20 protein-coding genes are annotated in these 18,448 nt (G+C 54.3%); 7 read left to right on the top strand and 13 right to left on the bottom strand.

Annotation, left to right across the window (positions count from 1 at the left end):
* Positions 1-71: 71 nt before the first annotated feature.
* On the top strand, positions 72-380 hold the full coding sequence (locus tag BP07_RS04465; protein WP_042686232.1) for a nucleotidyltransferase family protein: 309 nt from the start codon (positions 72-74) through the stop codon (positions 378-380).
* Positions 381-693: 313 nt separating this feature from the next.
* Here the strand turns inward: BP07_RS04465 and hisD are convergent, their stop codons facing one another.
* Positions 694-1,980, bottom strand: a complete 1,287-nt coding sequence (gene hisD / locus BP07_RS04460) for a histidinol dehydrogenase (protein WP_052353244.1) — start codon at positions 1,978-1,980, stop codon at positions 694-696.
* A 71-nt stretch (positions 1,981-2,051) separates the two neighbouring features.
* Here hisD and BP07_RS04455 point away from each other — a divergent pair, with 71 nt between their 5' ends.
* Positions 2,052-3,221: a molybdopterin-binding domain-containing protein gene (locus BP07_RS04455; RefSeq protein ID WP_042686229.1), complete on the top strand. Its 1,170-nt coding sequence runs from the start codon at positions 2,052-2,054 to the stop codon at positions 3,219-3,221.
* Here BP07_RS04455 and BP07_RS04450 read toward each other — a convergent pair.
* The 5 genes from BP07_RS04450 to BP07_RS04430 form a co-directional block, all read right to left on the bottom strand.
* Positions 3,204-3,767, bottom strand: a complete 564-nt coding sequence (locus tag BP07_RS04450) for a UbiX family flavin prenyltransferase (RefSeq protein WP_338045899.1) — start codon at positions 3,765-3,767, stop codon at positions 3,204-3,206. The genes BP07_RS04455 and BP07_RS04450 overlap by 18 nt on opposite strands.
* A gap of 11 nt (positions 3,768-3,778) precedes the next feature.
* Entirely contained in the window at positions 3,779-5,380 is a 1,602-nt protein-coding gene (locus tag BP07_RS04445; protein WP_052353243.1) for an ATP-binding protein, read from the bottom strand.
* A 66-nt stretch (positions 5,381-5,446) separates the two neighbouring features.
* A complete protein-coding gene (locus tag BP07_RS04440) occupies positions 5,447-6,394 on the bottom strand; it encodes a DNA-methyltransferase (RefSeq protein WP_052353242.1) in 948 nt (315 codons plus the stop codon).
* Positions 6,387-6,656, bottom strand: coding sequence for a hypothetical protein (locus BP07_RS08345; RefSeq protein ID WP_157203076.1), 270 nt, complete (start codon positions 6,654-6,656; stop codon positions 6,387-6,389). The genes BP07_RS04440 and BP07_RS08345 overlap by 8 nt, the downstream gene beginning before the upstream one ends.
* Before the next feature lie 606 nt (positions 6,657-7,262).
* The gene (locus tag BP07_RS04430; RefSeq protein WP_042686378.1) at positions 7,263-7,673 is read right to left on the bottom strand and encodes a hypothetical protein; all 411 of its coding nucleotides are present in this window, start codon (positions 7,671-7,673) and stop codon (positions 7,263-7,265) included.
* Positions 7,674-7,797: 124 nt separating this feature from the next.
* On the opposite strand from BP07_RS04430, the gene BP07_RS04425 reads away from it, so the two are divergent.
* A complete protein-coding gene (locus BP07_RS04425) occupies positions 7,798-8,574 on the top strand; it encodes a tRNA (adenine-N1)-methyltransferase (RefSeq protein WP_052353240.1) in 777 nt (258 codons plus the stop codon).
* On the opposite strand, the gene BP07_RS04420 is transcribed toward BP07_RS04425, so the two are convergent.
* Positions 8,564-9,604, bottom strand: a complete 1,041-nt coding sequence (locus tag BP07_RS04420) for an EF-Tu/IF-2/RF-3 family GTPase (protein ID WP_052353239.1) — start codon at positions 9,602-9,604, stop codon at positions 8,564-8,566. The two genes, BP07_RS04425 and BP07_RS04420, sit on opposite strands and share 11 nt — an antisense overlap.
* A 105-nt stretch (positions 9,605-9,709) precedes the next feature.
* Between BP07_RS04420 and BP07_RS04415 the strand changes: the two genes are divergently transcribed.
* Positions 9,710-11,119: a DNA methyltransferase gene (locus BP07_RS04415; RefSeq protein WP_157203075.1), complete on the top strand. Its 1,410-nt coding sequence runs from the start codon at positions 9,710-9,712 to the stop codon at positions 11,117-11,119.
* A gap of 8 nt (positions 11,120-11,127) precedes the next feature.
* Positions 11,128-11,922 carry a TdeIII family type II restriction endonuclease gene (locus BP07_RS04410; protein ID WP_042686220.1) on the top strand — a complete coding sequence of 265 codons (795 nt, stop codon included), beginning with the start codon at positions 11,128-11,130 and terminating at the stop codon, positions 11,920-11,922.
* Positions 11,923-11,948: 26 nt separating this feature from the next.
* Here BP07_RS04410 and aroA read toward each other — a convergent pair whose 3' ends face one another.
* Both aroA and hemL read right to left on the bottom strand, forming a co-directional pair.
* Positions 11,949-13,220 (bottom strand): 3-phosphoshikimate 1-carboxyvinyltransferase, encoded by a 1,272-nt coding sequence (aroA, locus tag BP07_RS04405; protein WP_042686217.1) that lies wholly within the window; start codon positions 13,218-13,220, stop codon positions 11,949-11,951.
* A gap of 13 nt (positions 13,221-13,233) precedes the next feature.
* A complete protein-coding gene (gene hemL, locus BP07_RS04400; protein ID WP_042686215.1) occupies positions 13,234-14,505 on the bottom strand; it encodes a glutamate-1-semialdehyde 2,1-aminomutase in 1,272 nt (423 codons plus the stop codon).
* Positions 14,506-14,558: 53 nt separating this feature from the next.
* On the opposite strand from hemL, the gene BP07_RS04395 reads away from it, so the two are divergent.
* On the top strand, positions 14,559-14,795 hold the full coding sequence (locus tag BP07_RS04395; RefSeq protein WP_042686213.1) for an eL43 family ribosomal protein: 237 nt from the start codon (positions 14,559-14,561) through the stop codon (positions 14,793-14,795).
* Here BP07_RS04395 and BP07_RS04390 read toward each other — a convergent pair.
* The 4 genes from BP07_RS04390 to BP07_RS04375 all read right to left on the bottom strand — a co-directional run bounded on the left by BP07_RS04390 (position 14,780) and on the right by BP07_RS04375 (position 18,172).
* A complete protein-coding gene (locus BP07_RS04390) occupies positions 14,780-15,745 on the bottom strand; it encodes a galactose-1-phosphate uridylyltransferase (RefSeq protein ID WP_042686210.1) in 966 nt (321 codons plus the stop codon). The two genes, BP07_RS04395 and BP07_RS04390, sit on opposite strands and share 16 nt — an antisense overlap.
* Positions 15,746-15,866: 121 nt before the next feature.
* Positions 15,867-17,045 carry a cell division protein FtsZ gene (gene ftsZ, locus BP07_RS04385; RefSeq protein ID WP_042686208.1) on the bottom strand — a complete coding sequence of 393 codons (1,179 nt, stop codon included), beginning with the start codon at positions 17,043-17,045 and terminating at the stop codon, positions 15,867-15,869.
* Positions 17,046-17,070: 25 nt separating this feature from the next.
* A complete protein-coding gene (locus BP07_RS04380; RefSeq protein ID WP_042686371.1) occupies positions 17,071-17,247 on the bottom strand; it encodes a ribbon-helix-helix domain-containing protein in 177 nt (58 codons plus the stop codon).
* Between the two features lie 202 nt (positions 17,248-17,449).
* Positions 17,450-18,172 carry an ArsR/SmtB family transcription factor gene (locus BP07_RS04375; protein ID WP_042686205.1) on the bottom strand — a complete coding sequence of 241 codons (723 nt, stop codon included), beginning with the start codon at positions 18,170-18,172 and terminating at the stop codon, positions 17,450-17,452.
* 79 nt (positions 18,173-18,251) lie between these two features.
* Here BP07_RS04375 and BP07_RS04370 point away from each other — a divergent pair, with 79 nt between their 5' ends.
* On the top strand, positions 18,252-18,446 hold the full coding sequence (locus BP07_RS04370; protein WP_042686204.1) for a hypothetical protein: 195 nt from the start codon (positions 18,252-18,254) through the stop codon (positions 18,444-18,446).
* The last annotated feature ends 2 nt before the right edge of the window (positions 18,447-18,448 follow it).

The raw sequence follows: 18,448 nt of genomic DNA, 5'->3' as shown, positions 1-18,448 counted from the left end.
CATCTGCGTAAAGTTAAGTGAAATGCTCGCTCATCGCCAAAAATATTTAAGTTAAGAGCTGATTACGTGGTATGAAGATGGGGAAATCGTTAGATGAAATAAAGGAACTTCTTAAAAAACATGAAAAAGAGTTAAAAGAGAAATTCGGAGTTGAAGAGATCGGTGTGTTTGGCTCCTATGTAAGAGGGGAGCAGAAAAAAGACAGCGATATTGACATCCTCGTTGAATTTTATCCACAGGCGGAGATGGATTTAATAAAATTTGTTGAACTTGAAGAATATTTATCTGAGTTATTGGGAATAAAAGTTGATCTGGTAATGAAATCCGCTCTTAAACCACGTATAGGGAAACAGATATTGAAAGAGGTAGTTTATATATGAAAAGATTCGGAGTAGATACAAAAGTTGTGTGGGATACTGTTATAAAGAGAATTCCAGAAGTCGAACCACTGTTTGAGAGGATGTTAGAGGAGTTGGAGGAGAAATAAATTTGAGCTGGCGAGATTTGACTTTGCGGCACTTCGTGCCTTGCCCCTAACGGGGCCACTTAACAGTGGATAAAAGGCTTCGCCTCCGCCCAAATTTGCTATCGCAAACTTCATAATCTCCCGAACGTAATATGCGACTCCCTTACAACAGTCCTATCTTTTTCTGTGCCTTGAGCTTTGAGAACACCCCTTTCGTTTGTAGCATTCTACCTCTCCACCCTCCTCTCCACCGAGTGTGCATGGGCATATAGCCCCTCCACCCTCGCGAGGGTGCACACCACATCGCTCACTGCCTTTAATCCTTCCCGTGTTAGGTGCTGGACGCACGAGAGCTTCATGAAGTGGTGCGTGCCAAGCGCCGAGTACATCCTCGCATACCCGGCGGTGGGCAGCACGTGGTTGGTGCCGCTGGCGTAGTCCCCCACCGCCACGGGGGTGTATCTCCCAAGAAATATCGAGCCAGCACTGCGTATGTGCTTCAGCACCGCCTCGGGGTCCTCTGTCATGATTTCGAGGTGCTCTGGGGCAAATTCGTTGGAAAACGCGATGCATTCCTCAATGGAGGATGCCACGATTGCCCTCGCGTGTGATAGCGCCTGCTCTATGATGGCAGAGCGTGGCTCCTCTCGGCACAGCTCGTCCACCCTTTCAGAGACCTCGAGTGCCAGCCGCTCCGATGGGGTGATGAGCACGCACACCGCGGATGGGTCGTGCTCTGCCTGAGCCAGAAGGTCGAGCGCAATGGCGGTGGCATCGGCGCTCTCATCGGCAATCACGAGCACCTCAGATGGACCTGCTGGAAAGTCTATGTCCACCACATCCCTCACGAGCATCTTGGCACACGTCACCCACACGTTGCCCGGACCCACTATCTTGTGCACTGGGGCTATGCTCTCGGTGCCGTATGCCATGGCAGCTATCGCCTGAGCCCCCCCGACTTTGTACACCTCGCGTACGCCAGCGATGTGGGCTGCCGCCAGCGTGTATGGGTTCACCTCACCGCTTTTTGTGGGGGGAGTGCACATGCATATCCTGTCCACACCCGCAACCTTCGCGGGTATGCAGCACATGAGCACCGTTGATGGGTATGCAGCTCTTCCGCCAGGCACGTATGCTCCAACACTCTCGATGGGCGTGTACCTCACCCCCACCCTCACGCCCGGGAAAAGCTCGTGCATCCACTCGCTGCCCTCGAGCTGTAGGGCATGGAACCTCTCGATGTTCTTCGCTGCGGTGCGCAGGGCATCGAGCACCTCTGGCTCCACCCTCTCGAGGGCGCGCTCCATCTCGTCCCTCGAAACACGAATCTCAGAGAGCGATGTGCCATCGAAGCGCTCTGTGAGCTCGATGAGGGCGGCGTCTCCCCGCTCTCTGACGTCCTCTATGATGGCCCTGACAGTGGGAACGACCTCCGTTAGCGAACTGCTCCTCTCCAAGAGTGCCCGCCTCTCTTCGCTGCCAAGGCTCTTGAGATGCACGACCTCGAGAGACATGGATACACATCTTGCCTCTCGCTATAAAGCCTTTCGCAACGTATATACCCCATCAGATACGTGTGTGGCTCATGTTCAGCAGCACCGTGTGCACGGGCTGTGCCCTGCTGTGCGATGACGTGGAGGTCAGCATCGAGGAAGGCAAGGTGGAGCACACCAGACAGGCGTGCAGGAAGGGGATGGAGCACCTCAGGGCGCATAATGGTGATGGCGCCTTGGACGCCCTGGATGATGCGCTCGAAAGGGCGGCGGAGATGCTGAAGCAGAGCAGCTCCCCTCTGCTGTATGAGCTCTCCAGCCTTTCGAATGAGGGTATAGAGCTGGCGCTTGAGCTTGCAGAACGGGTGGGTGCGTGTGTGGACTTCGAGGCATCGGCGTGCAGGGGGGCTGCGTATGAGCTGTTCCTCACGAGTGAGCGGACGGTGAGCCTCGAGTGGGTCAGGGACAACGCCGATGTGATAGCCTACATATTCTGCGACCCCCTGAGCACCCATCCCAGACACCTCTCGATGTACTCCTACTACCCGAGGGGTGAGCACCGACAGCAGGGATGGGACAAGGACAGGAAGACGTTCGTTGTGGACGCATACGAGAGTGCCACCGCAAGGGTGGCGAACAGGTTCTTCCACGTGGCACATGCCGAGGCAGACGCATTCTTCAGCTCGCTCGCTCGGGCTCTCTCTGGAAGGGTGCCCTCTGCCACCTCGCATCTCACCCAAAAGCACATACTCGAGATGGCGAGCCATCTCAAGAGGGCAGAGGATGGGGTGCTCGTGCTGGGCCCAGAGCTCGCTCACGTGAGCAGGGAGGGACTACATGAGCTGCTCTCTGCCCTCGAGGGCACGAACGTGCGCATCCTTCCCACCTTTCCATATGCCAACTCGAGGGGGATGAGCGAGGCGGTGTACAGGAGGGTGGGAGCTGTGTGTGCAATCGGCTTTGATGGCAGCTGGCACCGTGTCGAGGGCGTCGATAGCCCCGACCTGATCCTCAGCATGGGAGATGATCCCATCGCTGTACGCCCATCGCTGCTGCGCTCACGCCCCACCATCATCTCCGCCTCGTTCCGACCAACGCTCACGGGCAGGGCTGCCACGCTAACATTTCCGATGGCGGTTCTGGGAGTGGACGAGGGCGGAACCGCCACGAGGCTCGATGGGGAGGTGGTGAGCATCCCAGCGCTCGTGCACTCAAGGCCAGGGGGCGCTGCCATCCTCGAGAGGCTACTCGAGCATCTCTGATGGTGGGTGCCACCTCTTATAGAGCTGGTGCTCGAGCCCGAGCACATCGAGCACCCTGCCCACGATGAAGTCTATGCACTGCTGCACCGTGGTGGGATGGTGGTAGTATGCAGGGCAGGCCGGAAGTATGCGCGCTCCTGCCCTCGCCGCCCTCACCATGTTCTCGAGGTGCACGAGGCTCAAGGGGGTCTCCCGTGGCACGAGCACGAGCGTCCTGCCCTCCTTGAGGCACACATCGGCAGCCCTCGCAATGAGGGTGTCCGCATAGCCATTGGCAATGCTCGATAGGCTCTTCATGCTGCACGGCGCCACCACCATCGCATCGATGCGATACGAGCCGCTCGCGATGGGGGCCCAGAGCTGGTCGTTGTCCCAGCACGCAGATGCCCTTGCCTTTAGCTCCTCCTCCGATATCGTGCACTCCAGCTCCAGTATGTGCCTTGCAGCATCCGAGAGCACGAGGTGGGTGGTGTGCCCACCGCTGGAGAGCACATCAAGCAGCCTTGCCCCTATGCCGACACCGCTCGCGCCCGTGATGCCCACCACGATTTTCAACGCTACACCCCCAGCTCGTCCTCCATGGGCGGGCGCACCACCACCGTGCGCTCTCTTCTGGACTGAACAGCCTCTCTCCACTGCTCCGGGGCATCGATGGAGCCACCCACCCGTCCCTCGCACAGCCTTCTTCTCACTCTGACGAGCGTGGGGGTGTTGATGCACACCCCGGAGATGACGGCAGTCCCCCTGTGCAGGGCGGGAAGGTGCTCTATCACATCCCTGCTGAACGACTCCACCGTGCGGGACACGTATTCCTGGTCCGAGGGGTTCACGATTCGAAGTGTTATCTGGGACATGCACTGCGAGAGGGCATCGGGGTCCAGCTTGCTGGGCCTCTGGGACACGAGGCACACGCCCACCCCGAACTTTCTTCCCTCGGCGAGCACCTGTTTGAGGATGCGCTTGGATGGAGAGTGTCCCTCTGCAGGGGTGAACCTGTGCGCCTCCTCGAGCACCACGAACGCTGGGCTTGGAATATAGCGCTCGCTGCCCTCCTCGTACTCCTCCAGCACCGTGCCCCGTCTGGCATCGAACAGCAGCCTCAGCAGCACCGCGGCTATGAGCTGCTGAAAGTCCTCCCCTATGCCGCTGACGTCCATTATGGTGAGCTTTCCTGCCTCGAAGTACGTGGAGAGGGGAATGCCCTCACTGTCCGTTATTATGCCCCTGCGCCTGAGCCTGCCAAGCCTCCACAGCAGGGCGTCCACGGTGGACTCCCCAGCGTCCCGCTGCAGCTCTATCTGCTCCTCCAGCTCGTCCAGCGTGAACATCCCCACGGGCCTGAACCCTTTTTTCCTCTCCCTCTCGAGCGCCCGCTCCCTTGCCCGCCTGTATGCCTGCTCGAAGAACTCCCGCATCTTTGGCGAGAGGTTGCCGTCGTCCATCATGGCGAGGTAGTCCGAGGGCTCGAGGTCGCACGCCCGTATCTTCACCTCTTGGGGCCGCACCACGTGCACCTTGGGCCTGTAGCGCCCGCTCACAAAGTGCTCGATGTCCACAATTCTTTTCATCGAGGAGGCATACTCGCCATGGGGGTCGAACACCAGCACCGAGGCGCAGTTCTTGGGCATCATCATCTCCTCGAGCAGCACCCCGACGGTGTACGACTTTCCAGAGCCCGTGGAGGCTATCACCGCAAGGTGCTGGCTTGCGATATCACTCACAGAGAGGTGCACTGGGACATCTGTGCCCAGCACGTGCCCCACGAAGGCAGAGCCCACGCCCCCGTCCACCTTGCTCACCTGCCTCAGCGTGTGCTCATCTGCAGCCTCTATGGGCGTGCCCACCTCGGGCATCTGCATCGGGTTCACGAACTCGCCAAGCTCCTCATCGAAGCTTCCCACGATTTTAGCCCGTGCGAGCACCATCCTGTATGCATCTGGCTCGAGCCCCATGAGCTCGCACAGCTCGAGGGGCGATATGTCGGGAGAGGAAAACAGCTCTGGGGGCAGCTGTGCCTGAGGCCTGCACTCCACCACCCTGCACAGCACCCTTCTCTCATCGCCATAGCACACGAACGTGCCGCCTGCCAGCACTCTCGGTGTGATGAACGTAAAGCCCCCTCCATCGAACGTGCACACCCTGCCCAGGACCTCTCCCATCGCCATCACCACCCGAGTGTTGGCACGGCTGGTTTATGTGCTTATCCCTCGGCTTGGACGAGCGAGCTATGACATCTCATCCTTCTGTTTTTCCTCCCCTAAGTATTCAAAAAGTTTTGGTGATTTAAGCTCCAATAGCGATTCTTTTATTCTTTTTTCCGCCAACTTCACATATTCTTCACTAATCTCATAGCCCATATACTGTCTGCCTGTTTTTATTGCTGCTATTGCTGTTTGTCCACTGCCCATGAAAGGGTCTAACACCACTTCACCCTCAAAGGTGTAAAGTTGAATACATCTGTAAGGTAGTTCCACAGGAAATGGTGCTGGATGGCCTATTTTTTTAGCCGAAACTGCGGGGAACGTCCACACGCTCTTGGTGAACTCTAAGAACTCCTCCCTTGATATTGTGCTTTTTCGCTTTTTATTCTCACGCTTAAATGTATCTTTGCAAAAGACGAGTATGTATTCATGGATATCTCTCAAAGTGGGATTCTTGGCCGATAGCCAGCTACCCCACGCCGTAGAAGGACTTGCACTGGTACCCTTATTCCATATTATTTCTCCCCTCATTAAAAATCCTATATCAAGCATGTCTTCGATAATAAAAGAATGTAAAGGAACATATGGCTTCCTCCCCAGATTTGCTACATTTATGCACACTCTTCCGCCAGGGACTAAAACTCTATATGTCTCTTTCCAAACTCTTTTTAAGAACTCTCTGTACTCAGATAGGGTTAAGTTTCTGTCATATTCTTTTCCTACATTGTATGGAGGCGATGTAACCATTAAATGAATACTATTATCTGGCAGTTCTTCCATATTTTCACTGGATTTACATAAAATAGAGTTTAGATATTCTTGTGATATATCATTCTCAGTATATTTAACTTTTTTCTCTTTAGGAAGGTCTTCATAGAGTCTGCTGGAATAGAATTCACTAGAATCATGATTGATCCGTCCGGGAACTCCGAACTTACTTGTTTTTGTTCCTTCTCTCTTTCTCTTATTCATCGCCAATACCTCTAAGCATTTTTAAGAATTTTTCGGCTTTTCTTTCATATGTAGGCTCTTTGTTAGATATTTCAATTATCTTTCCAAGTTTGACCTTTGGTATCATTGAAGAGAAAAACTCCTTATCTTCCTTAATTAGCTGCTTAAGAATATTGTATAATTCAATATAGTCTATTCTCAAAAAACCTTTCCCAGGTGTGCTCTTAATGTTATTTTTACTTGGATTATCTAAAGGATTTGGATTTACAGAATAAAAACCCATGTATTATGCCCGATTTTTTAAGAAAATCTACTTTCTTATAATATGTATTTGTTATTGGCGTATTACCAATTACTACAATGGGAATTTTGGATGATTGAAATCCAGAAACTCTAATGTTAATACTCTTCCCGATATTAACATTGTATCTGAGCGCAATAATCCAGGATTTCCTTGATGGGTAGTGTAATCCCCAATACATTTTATCTTCCCGTTGCTTGCAAGACCCCTTCGGAGGGGGATACGCAAGGGGAGGTGGCTAAGTTTAAATACTCTGCTAAATATACCAAGTCATGTAGCCCATCGGATAACGAGTTCGATGGGATGCGGGGCTCGTGACCGTCCCGAAGGGTGCATGAGCTTGAGGCGTAAAGCCTCAGGTGAACGCCCAACCGCAGCTGTCGTCCAGCTGGCATACAGCGCATTAAGGGGTGTGGTTAAGCCACACCCCATTAATCCACTCACGTCGGCTTTTTACAAAAGCCGGCAAAATAGCGCATTAAGGGGGATGGCTGTGCCATCCCCCATAATCCACTCACGTGCCAGCTTCGTTAAGCTGTTTGGAAGCCCCATGCGTAAGCGTGGGGAGGAGGTCACTTCTCCATTATCTTAATATTCCCAATTCCATACAGTAGACATTTTCACCTCAACCAGAATAAGGATGTTTTTAGCTTTCTGATACCTGTCAGGAGTTTTTACGATTGCGACATCTGCAGGAGAGCGCTCTTCTATTCCAATTTCCTCACACACAACATTATGAATAGAATAAGCATCAAACTCTTTAGCGACTGGTGCTAGCAACTCTTTAACCCACTTTTCAGTGTAACTTCCAATGAATGCATTTCTACTTTGTAGTGTTGTTTTCTTTCCTTTGTAATGTTTTGGCCAATATGTCAAATACCTTCCATCGTCAGTAATAAATAACTGTTCGGGAGTGGCTATCTCTAATGATTTCTTGAAAAATTCATATTCTTCGGCTTTATCCCATAATTTCTGTGTTTTCGTTTGTATCTCCCCCATGCACTACAGCTACGCCCTGTTATGCGCTGTCGGGGATTGTTCTTGACCTCTTGGTATTAAAGCATGCGCCCACGTCTAACACAACACCTATATGCTCAAACGCTGTGGAGGCTGAGGGAGAGGTATGCTGAGGGAGGGAGATGTCGTTCAGCTCATCGACACCAAGCAGCGTAGGTATCAGATAAGGCTCAGGGAGGGTGCCACGTACTCGTTCCAGAAGGGCATGGTGTCCCACGATGAGCTCATCGGAAGGGAGGAGGGCTGCTACATCACGTCCTCCATGGGCGAGAGGCTGCTCGTGGTGAAGCCCACCATGGGCGAGTACATCCTGAAGATGCCGAGGGGGGCGCAGGTGATATACCCTAAGGACATCGGTGCCATTCTCGTGCTCGCAGACATCTTTCCGGGGGCGAGGGTGCTCGAGGCTGGAACTGGCTCTGGAGCGCTCACCCTCGCCCTGTGCAGGGCAGTGGGCGATGCCGGGAGAGTGGTATCATACGAGCGGAGGGAGGACTTTCTCGAGCGCGCCCGCTCCAACATCGTGGGCTTCTTTGGAAGAATGCCCGACAACCTCGTGCTGCGCAACATGGATATATACGGGGGCTTGCACGAGCAGGACACACAGTTCGACAGGGTGGTGCTCGACCTTCCCCAGCCATGGAGGGCACTCGACAACGTCAGCAGGGTGCTCGTGGGTGGAGGCATTCTGGTGGCGTATTTTCCGACCGTCCTTCAGGTGTTCAGGCTCTCACGCACACTCGAGCGGCACGGGCTCTACCTTCAGGATGTCGTGGAGGTGCTCGTGAGGGGATGGCACGTTGCCAAAAAGAGCCTGAGGCCAGAGCACAGGATGGTGGCGCACACGGGCTTTCTGGTGTGTGCCCGAAGGCTCAGCCCATGATGCGAGCCCTCGCCACCATTCTTGGACCCCTGGCATCGAGGTTGGCGAGCAGCGCCACATCGCCCCGCCTGTAGACGAGAGGTCCCCTTGCGGTTAGCCTCCCAGAGAGGGTGCACCTCTCGCCAGCCCCCACGTGCTCTCTCGCCTCCCCCTCGCCCTCGATGAGTTCTATTCTCAGAGGGGCAGACTGCAGCCCAGCGAACACGTGCACCACGTCCCCTTGGCTCACCCCGTCGGTAAAGGGCACGAACTCGCACTCGAGATGCGGACGCTCGGTGAGCTCCTCTGTGGAGGACACCACCATGCCCCGCTCGAGCTTGTTTGGCTGTATCCCCTTCAGGGCAAGCCCCACCCTCGAGCCCGCAGGCGCACTCTTCACATCCTCGTCGTGCACCTGAATGGAGCGCACCTCCACCTCCTGCCCGAGGGGATACACCGTGAGCCTGTCCCGCACGCTCACCCTTCCAGCCCTCACCACGCCGAGCGCCACACAGCCCACCCCCCTGACGTTGAATGCCTGGTCAACGATTACCCTCGTGGGCTCGTCCACGAGCAGGGCATACCTCTCCTCGATGGCAGAGCACAGGGCATCCACGAGCTCCCACAGCTCACCCATTCCCTCGTGGGTGGTCGTGGACACGTACGCCCATGGAGCATTGTGGAGGGATGTGCCAGCGAGCACCTTCTGCGTGCGCTCTCGCACCTGCTCGAGCACGTGGGGGCTGGTGCTCTCGAGCCCCGTGTACACGAGCGCACCCTGCAGACCAAGCAGGCTCGCGGCGAGTATCTGCTCCCCAGATTGGGCATTCAGCCCCGTTGGGGACACGCAGACCAGCACGGCATCCGCAAGCCCCAGCGCCGTGGCAAGCGCCTTTAGCGAGTCTGGGTAGCCCACCGGGTCAACGAGCGTGAGCTTGTACCCCCTATCCACCTCATGGAGGGCGATGTCGGAGAGTGAGTAGCGCCTGCCCATCGAGCGCACCAGCTCTCCCCGCCCATCTCCCAGAACTGCGAGCGTGACCATGGGCATGGGCAGCGGCGTCAAGGTATAAAAAGGGTATCTGTTGCTGGGTGAAATGACGTACGATGTCTTAAAATACTATAATTGGGTTATGAGCCCAAGCAGAGGATAGACATGAGTGGCAACAAGAACGAAGATTCGCAGCATTCGTTATTTCATTTTGATCCGAGCTATCCAGAACTGCCTGATAAAAAATCAAGTGAACTAACTGATAAGTTAACCAGAAGACTGGAGAAATACGTGGACCCTGTAAAATGGATTACTGAAGATAGGTTTGAGGCGAATGGACTAAAGCTATTTGATGATGTTGGCCAGTTGTATGAGATACAGCTTGCAAAGATGGAATTTCAATCGTTGGGGAATGATTTAGAGAACTTTAGAAAAAGAACCGCATATTTTGAGCTTGTTAATGGACAAAAAAGCTATCATTGGCACCTGTCCAATGTAAAAGGAAAAGGGCAGATTGGCCATACAAATCAATATCTCACCCATTGGTTTTATCCTTATAAAGGAAAGTTCCACGGACAGATGATAAAGGCAATAATTAACTTTGTCAAAGCAGAAAATAGAGATATAATTTTAGACCCTTTTATGGGTTCGGGAACCACTTTGGTCGAAGCCGCGACAGTGGGCACCAATGGTGTGGGGATTGAGATAAACCCAGCACTTTGTATTGTATCTCAAATCAAACTCGATTCTCTGAACATACACTATCCAGAGTTTGAATATGCTCTAAGGGACGAGGCTAAGCTTCATGCTGTCTTTGATTACTTTCACAACTCTCAAAAAGCTCTAAGGGAAAAGAGTTGGAGAATTGAATCCAATGTGCAGGATGCAAAGGAGATACTAAATGAACTATGGGAGAACCACTTCCCGAGTTCGTTTCTTGGAGAGTACCCATTTGAGTGGAGAAACGTCTTAATGCTGATGTACTTGCATGCCTTATCAGACTACACCTACTTAAAGGGAACAGCCAAGGAGAGAGGACTAAGGGATTTTTTCCTTATAAATTTCAAGGAGTATTCTAAGACGCTCAGAGGTTGCTATAATGTTTTTAAGCAGCTCAATATAGCCCCAAGCCAACACAAGGTGCTCTTGGGCTCGGCTCTGGAGCTGCCCTTGGATGATAATTCTGTGAAAGGGATAATAACCTCCCCACCATACAGTATTGCCATAGACTACGTAAAGAACGACTTGCATCTACTCAATTACCTTGGCATCGATACGTCTTTACTCCGTGAAGAGATGGTTGGATTAAAAGGAAGAAAGGGAGAAAAGCTGAGATTGTATGAAAGAGATATGAGAAAGAGCATTGAAGAGATGTATAGGGTTCTCGTGGACGAGGGGTGGATAGCCATCGTTCTTGGCGATGTTGTAGTAAACGGTAAACGAACTAATTTCTGCGAGAAGATAACAGAGTGGGCTCCAGAGATAGGATTTACAGATGCATTTGCCATGAAAAGACCCATCTTGGGGGGGTTTGCAAGGCTTAGATATGAGTATATTCTATTCTTACAGAAGTAGGTGATAAAATGAAAAGAACTGTCAAGATAGGGATAAAAAGGTATTTAGAGGGTTTTCTTCAAGGGTTGGTGAACAAATACGACCCCAAAGTGGTTAGAGACGAGGTTTTTCAGAAGGCATTCTCTTCAGGGGAACAAGGGAACTACAAGCCCTTTCATGCTGCACTCATCCCTCCAGAGCTATTGAGAATTCAAAGCTTTTTTAGGTCATTTAGCACATCTCTTGGTCAGGGTGTGTTTGAATACATTGCTAAGCTCGTTGCTGAGGCAAATCCCCAATGGATAGAGGTAAAGGCGAACTACACGTTTAAGGCAAACGCCTCCCCAACTATTCAGTCAGCAGTAGATACATTTCTTGAGGATGTAGTCTCCCGTAGGGTGCCTCCTTTTCCTTATCCAGCTTTCCCAGAGCCCAACAGCAAGTTTATAAAAGATGTCGTAGTTGATTTATCTTTTAAGGGCAGAGATGGAGGTATATATTTCTTAGAGATAAAATCCCCCAAGCCCAATAAGGACCAAACAAGAAGGACAAAAGAGAAGTTTCTTTTTTTGCTGGCAACATATCCAAATGCAAGGGCATATTATGCATTTCCCTATAATCCGTATGGAGAGCTTAAACAAAGCTACAGATGGTCGTTTACTCAGCAGTTCTTTGATTTGGAAAGGGAGGTTCTGATGGGAAAAGAGTTTTGGGACTTTATAGGTGGGAATGACACCTATGAGGAGATACTGGCTGTGTTCAGAGAGGTGGGTGAGGAGAAAGGAAAAGAAATTACGAGAAGGCTAATAGAAGGAAGCAGCTGACCCCAATAGTCTCCCAGATGGATGGGCTACTGCCACCTCACGCCCACCCCCAGCCTCGCAAGGTCATCAAAGAACGCCGGATATGAGACGTCCACCGCCTCTGCTCCCTCAATCTCCACACCACACGTGAGCCCTGCCACCGCCAGCGCCATCGCAATTCTGTGGTCGTCCCAGCTCTGCACGACCGCCCTCCTTGGAGAGCCTCCCTCTATCTCGAGAAAGTCCTTCCCTTCAGTGCACCGTATCCCCATCTTGGATAGCTCACACGCCATCGCCCTTATCCTGTCGGTCTCCTTCAGCCTCACGTGGGCGATGTTCTTGATGAGTGTCTTTCCCTTGGCATGGGCAGCCATCGCCGCTATGGTGGGCACGAGGTCTGGCGTCTGGGAGCAGTCCAGCTCTATCCCGAACAGCTCACATCCCTCGTGCACCTTCAGCGTGTCTCCATTCCAGCTCAGGGTGGCTCCCATGCGCTCTGCTATGTCCACGATTTTCGCATCCGCCTGCGTGGTGGATGTGAGTCCCGAAAGCTCGATGGCACAGCCCGTGATGCACGCAGCCGCTATCAGATATCCAGCCGAGGAGAAGTCTGCGGGCACGGTGTAGCTCTTCAGAGAATACTGCTGTCCCGAGGGCACGAAGAACGCATCTTCTTCCACCTCGACGTGCACCCCGCTGTGCCGCAGCAGCTCGAGTGTGAGCTCCACATAGGGCCTCGAGCGCATCCTGCCCTCTACATATATCGTGGAGTCCTTGGATGCGAGAGGGCACGCCATCAGCAGTGCCGAGATGAACTGTGAGCTTATGTGTCCAGCAATGGTGCACTCACCTCCCACAAGCCCCCTTCTGCCCCCACACACCACGATTGGTGCGGTGCCGTCCCCCTTCGTGGAGAATGCCAGCGCTCCAAGCTCGCCCATCGCATCGAGCAAGGGCTGGTTGGGCCTTCTTCTAAGGGAACTATCCCCGGTGAGCACCGAGCTTTTGGGGGCAAGGGAGAGTATGGCAGTCATGAGCCTTAAGGTGGTGCCAGAGTTCTGTGCGTTGATGATATCATCTGGCGTCTTGGGCTCTCCTGCCACGCCGTGCACCATCAGCCCATCATCCACGTGCACGCGCGCTCCCATTGCCTCAACCGCCTCCAGCGTGGCACGCGTGTCCCTCGATATCAGTGGGTTGAGTATGTGTGCCCTTTTCGAGAGCGCACCGCACACGAGCGCCCTGTGGGTGCAGCTCTTGGAGCCCGGGGGCGTGATGGCTCCCGAGATGTGCTGTGTGGGCTCGATTACCACCCTCATCTTCTCAGCTCACTCATGCTCTCGTAAGAGAGCTCTCATAAGCCTGCACCGTCCTCTCAATGTCTTCATCGGTATGGGCATATGATATGAAGTCGGTCTCGTACTGGGATGGAGGGAGGAACACTCCACAGCTCAGCATGTTCCTGAAGAGCTCGAGGTAGCCGGTGGCATCGCACCTCTTTGCCTCCACGTAGTTCGTGGGGGTGCTGCCAAAGAACAGCTTGAGCATGGATGCGATGCCCACCACGCTGTAGGGCAGGCCAAGCCTGTGTATCACATCCTCGATTGCCTCTCTGAGGGCCCTTCCCCTCTCAGAGAGCACACGGTACACGTCTTCTCTCTCCAGCCTTGCGGTAATCGCAAGCCCTGCCGCAATCGACAGGGGGTTGGCGTTGAACGTGCCGGCCTGATACACCTTTCCCTGTGGAGCCACGTGCTGCATTATCTCGCGCCTTCCTCCCACCACTCCTATGGGGAGCCCGCCTCCGAGCACCTTTCCCAGCGTGGTCATGTCGGGCACCACGCCATAGTACTCCTGAGCACCACCGATGCCGAGCCTGAAGCCAGTGATTACCTCGTCGAATATGAGCACCACGTCGTGCTCCCTCGTGAGCCTCCTCACCTCCTCGAGGTATCCATTCTCTGGAAGTATTGGACCCACGTTGCCCATCACGGGCTCGATGATGAGGGCAGCCACCTCTTCTGCATTGGCATCGAGCACATGAGCGAGTGCCTCAGGGTCGTTGAAGGGCACCTGAAGCGTGTGTCGTGTGAACTCCTGTGGCACGCCCAGCGAGTCTGGCACGCCGTGGGTGAGTGCTCCCGAGCCAGCCTTCACGAGCACCGCATCGTGCGCTCCGTGAAAGCCCCCCTCTACCTTGATGATCTTGCTTCTTCCGGTGTACCCCCTTGCTATCCTCAGCGCTGCCATCGTGGCCTCGGTGCCCGTGCTCACAAACCGCACCATCTCTATGCTGGGATAGTATGTGCACAGCCGCTCGGCAAGCTCCACCTCTCCCTCTGTGGGTGTGCCATACAGCCATCCCCTGTCCAGCTGCTCGACGATGGCGTCCCTCACGAACGTGGGAGCATGCCCGAACAGCAGCGGCCCATAGCCCATGCAGTAGTCTATGTAGCAGCCTCCATCTATGTCCCATATTCTGGAGCCCTGGGCCCTCTCAGCATAGAATGGATGGGGGGAGAACGCCCTCACTGGGCTGCTGACACCACCCGGAAGCACGGCACGTGCCCTCTCAAACGCCTCTCTCGACCTCTCACCACTCATGCGTATCCCTTGATACCATAGGCTATTAAGCTTTATCAGGGATACTATGTAGCATGAGAAAGCTGGGGTGCAGGCTGAGATGTCCCGTATGTGGCTCCACCGAGATATACGAGATTGCCGGGGGATACATGGGCAACGTGTACAGATGCAAGCACTGTGGGTATGTGGGGGCGTTTGTCGTGGAGGCAAACGAGAAGCTTGCGAGGGAGATTGAAAGGCAGTACCTCGAGTCCAAGGACGATGGTGATGAGGATAGCGAGGCCAAGGACGACAATCAGCCCCGAAGGTAGCTGGCTGCATCCTCTGGGCTCACCACGTTGATGTACACATCTGTGCCAAGCTCAAACCCAGCCGTGATGGAGAGCTTGGGGGCTATTCTGATGTACATGTGGTACCTGCCGTCCGAGGGATGCTGAAAGAACATGTAGTTGTATGGCACATCCCCCACCACATCGTGCAGGCGCCTCAGGACATGTCTCAGCGCTCTTCCGAGCGCCACGAGCTCCCCGTGCGATAGCCCCTGCAGGCTGGCAGCGTGCCTTTTTGGCACCACCCACATCTCGAAGGGCACCTTGGCACAGTAGGGTGAGAGCACCTTGAAATGCTCATCCTCCCGCACCACCCGCACATCGGCCTCCCTGTCCAGCACGGCACACATCGGACATCCTGCCCCATACGCCCTCATCTCCCCTGCCACCTTGGGGGCGAGAAGGGGCATGGCGATGAGCTGGGTGTGGGTGTGGCTGAGCGAGGCTCCAGCCTCCATCCCGAAGTTCTTGAACAGTGAGACGTACTCGATGCCGGGCATGGAGAGATAGTGGGCACAGCGCTCGGCATATACCTTCATGAGCAGCTCCACCTCCCCATCATCGAGCGTTGCAGGGCTCGCATCGTGCCGGGGGGTCTCCACTATCACCTCGTGAAAGCCGTATCCTGCCCGCACGCAAAAGGGGCTCCCTCTGGGTGGTGTGGGGGACGGGGAGAGGGCTGGAAACTTGTTGGGCATGCACCGTATGCTCCACCCTCTCACCCTGTGCCCATCGCTGTCCTGCAGCACCCTGCCATCTGGCATGTACACCGCCGACGCTGGAGGGGTCATGTGCTCGTTTCCCGGACAAAAGGGGCACTTTGCGGGCTTGGAGGCGTGCTGGAGCCTCTTGAAGTCAGTGGGCCTTTTTTGTCGCTCGGTGGCGATGATGCAGTACTCGTCCAGAAAGTAGTGCCTTCTGAGTTCGCTCATGCTCACCTCCCGAAAAGCTCGAACGCCTCCATGCGAACGGGATGATGGTCTCTGCCCTTGGAGGCTCCTTGGAGGCTCGATGTTGTCCTTCACCTTTCCAAAAAAAGAGGGGATATTTCCCCTATACCACGTCTATCAACGTCTGTATGACGCTTCTCTTGCTCGCCCTTCTGGGCGGGTGCGCAGTGCTCCCTGGCTGTGCGCTCCTCGCCTCCTCCTCGACCACGTCCAGCCTGCTGCCCGCATAGGTGTTGTGGGTCTTCCTGCCCATGATTTGAGGTGAGCGCACGCCCGTGAGTATGGCAAGCACCCGCACCTTGTCTTCGTAGTCCTCTCTGAGCCTTGCGCCCCAGATGACGTTTGCCTCGGCGTCCAGCTCGTAGGTAAGGCTCTCGGCTATTGAGTTCGCCTCCTCGAGGGTGAGGTCTGGTCCTCCAGTGATGTGTATGAGCGCTCCCTTGGCACCCTGTGCATCCACCTCGAGCAGCTGATTGCTCAGGGCGTTCTTTACCACGTCCTCTGCCTTGTTGGAGCCCTTGCCCTCACCCACCAGCATCATCGAGGTGTCCCCGCAGCTCATCACCGCCTTCACGTCCGCAAAGTCGAGGTTGATGAGAGAGGGTCTGGTGATGGTCTCGCTTATTCCCCTGACGGTCTCAGAGATTATCTGGTCCATCACCGAGAACGCCTGCTCCACTGGCAGGTGTGGCACGAGCTTGAGCAGCTTCTGATTGTCCAGCACGATGACCGTGTCACACGCCCTTCTGAGGTTGTGAAGCCCCATCTCTGCCTTTATGAGTCTCTCCCTCTCCACCATGAACGGTATGCTCACCATCCCCACCACAATGGCTCCGCACTCCCTTGCGAGGTTGGCGACCACAGGTGCCACTCCAGTGCCCGTGCCTCCTCCCAAGCCGGCGGTGATGAACACGAGGTCGGCGTCCCTCACGTGCTCCTTGAGCTTCTCCTGAGCACTCTCTGCCGCCTTCTTGCCCTTCTCTGGGTCTCCTCCAGCGCCCAGACCCTTGGTGAGCTTGGTGCCAACCAGAATCTTCTTGTCGGCACGTATCATCTGCAGGTGCTGAACATCGGTGTTGATGGCTATGAGTTCGGCACCATCCACCCCGAGCTCGGACAGCCTGTTGAGTGTATTGTTTCCAGCCCCGCCACACCCGATGACCTTTATGACTGCCTGTCCGCAGCCATTCAGTCCTTCCACAGCTCCATCGATATCGATGGAGCACCTAAGCTCCTTTTCCTTTTCTGCATATCTCAATGCATCCAGAATCATCGAGTCCATACAGCTCCATCCCCTCTATTGTGTGTTAAGCCATCTCGGAGAGTTCCTTCAGCCTCTCCATCACTCTGTCAGCTCTTTCATCTATCAGCTTTCTAATGGCCGCCCTGATTGCTTCACTTACGGACGGATAGTCTCCGACATCCACCATGAGCTGCAGCATCTCTACCTGCTGTCTTGGGAGCCTTATGGTAACGCGCTCCATGTTGGACTTCTCCATAATGGGTGCCCCTGTGCCCGAATGCACGTCTCACGTCAGCCATCCGTCGGTCGCATGCCTGCCGCATGTCCGTCTGATATCAGACGTGCGTATGACGTGCGTCTGACACAATTTCTGAGAGCATTCTATAAAAGGTTAACTGATTGTGTGAACTGGTTTTTCGTTTGAAATTTCAAACAAAATAATATTACCTCAGGCTCTCCATGAGCCTCTCAGCACCCTGAAGGGCGGTTGTCCCCCTTTGGGTGATGGCATACACACCTCTCCCGCTCTTTCTGATGTATCCCGCATCCCGTAGTATCCCGAGATGAAACTGAAGGTGTCCACTCTTTAGTCCAAGCGCCCTGCTGATATCGGAAAAGCTGCTGCTCTGCCTCTCGAGCAGCCTCAGTATTCCTATTCGTATGGGATGGGAGAGCGGGCTCAGTATGCTGGAAATCTCTTCGGGCGTGTGCTTTAGTGGCTCAGAGGTGTGTGTGCCCTCGAGCTTTGAGCATATGGCCTCGGAGAGCTGGATGAGCATTCTCACGTCGTGTATCAGCAGCGTGGCGAGCTTGCTGCACATGGGGTCTGCACAGGGCGCATCGTTCGCGGAGAGCAGGCTTTTAATGCCATCCAGAACCTGAAGCGCCCCATTCACATCGTCCATAAGGTATGCGTGGGTTGCCTCATCGACTGCCCTTTTCATCTCCTTTTCGCATCTGTCCCTCAACGTGCATACCGAAGAGCTGCTCCACTCTCCCATCTTGGTATCAAAGAGCATGCGGGTGTGCTCAGCGAGCACGAGCTGAATCTGGGTGCACACGACCCTCTTGAAGTCCTCATACCTTATGCGGACAAGCGTATCGTTGAGGTTGCCCACATCTCTTTTGAGTTCCTCGAGCTCTTGGAGTACCGGGTCGGATTCCATGCTTACCTCCGCAAGTATAGATAACTATTAAAACACAATACTTAAGTATTACTAATGCCCTATGAGGGTTGGTGATACCATGGAACTGCGGGAATATGTTGAGAATGCAAACAAGGAGCAGCTCGAGGCACTCGCCACCTTTGCGAAATGGCTTTCTGAGAAGCAGCCCAAGCTCTGCACGTGCAGTGTAAAGTGCTACGAAAGCTGCCAGCTCGTGAAGGAGATGATGGAGGCTTTCCAGCTGGCATCCGAGCGTCTCAATGGCGCTCAGTGATT

Source organism: Methermicoccus shengliensis DSM 18856, assembly GCF_000711905.1.
Lineage (GTDB): Archaea > Halobacteriota > Methanosarcinia > DSM-18856 > Methermicoccaceae > Methermicoccus > Methermicoccus shengliensis.
This window is presented reverse-complemented; position numbering and strand designations above follow the sequence as displayed.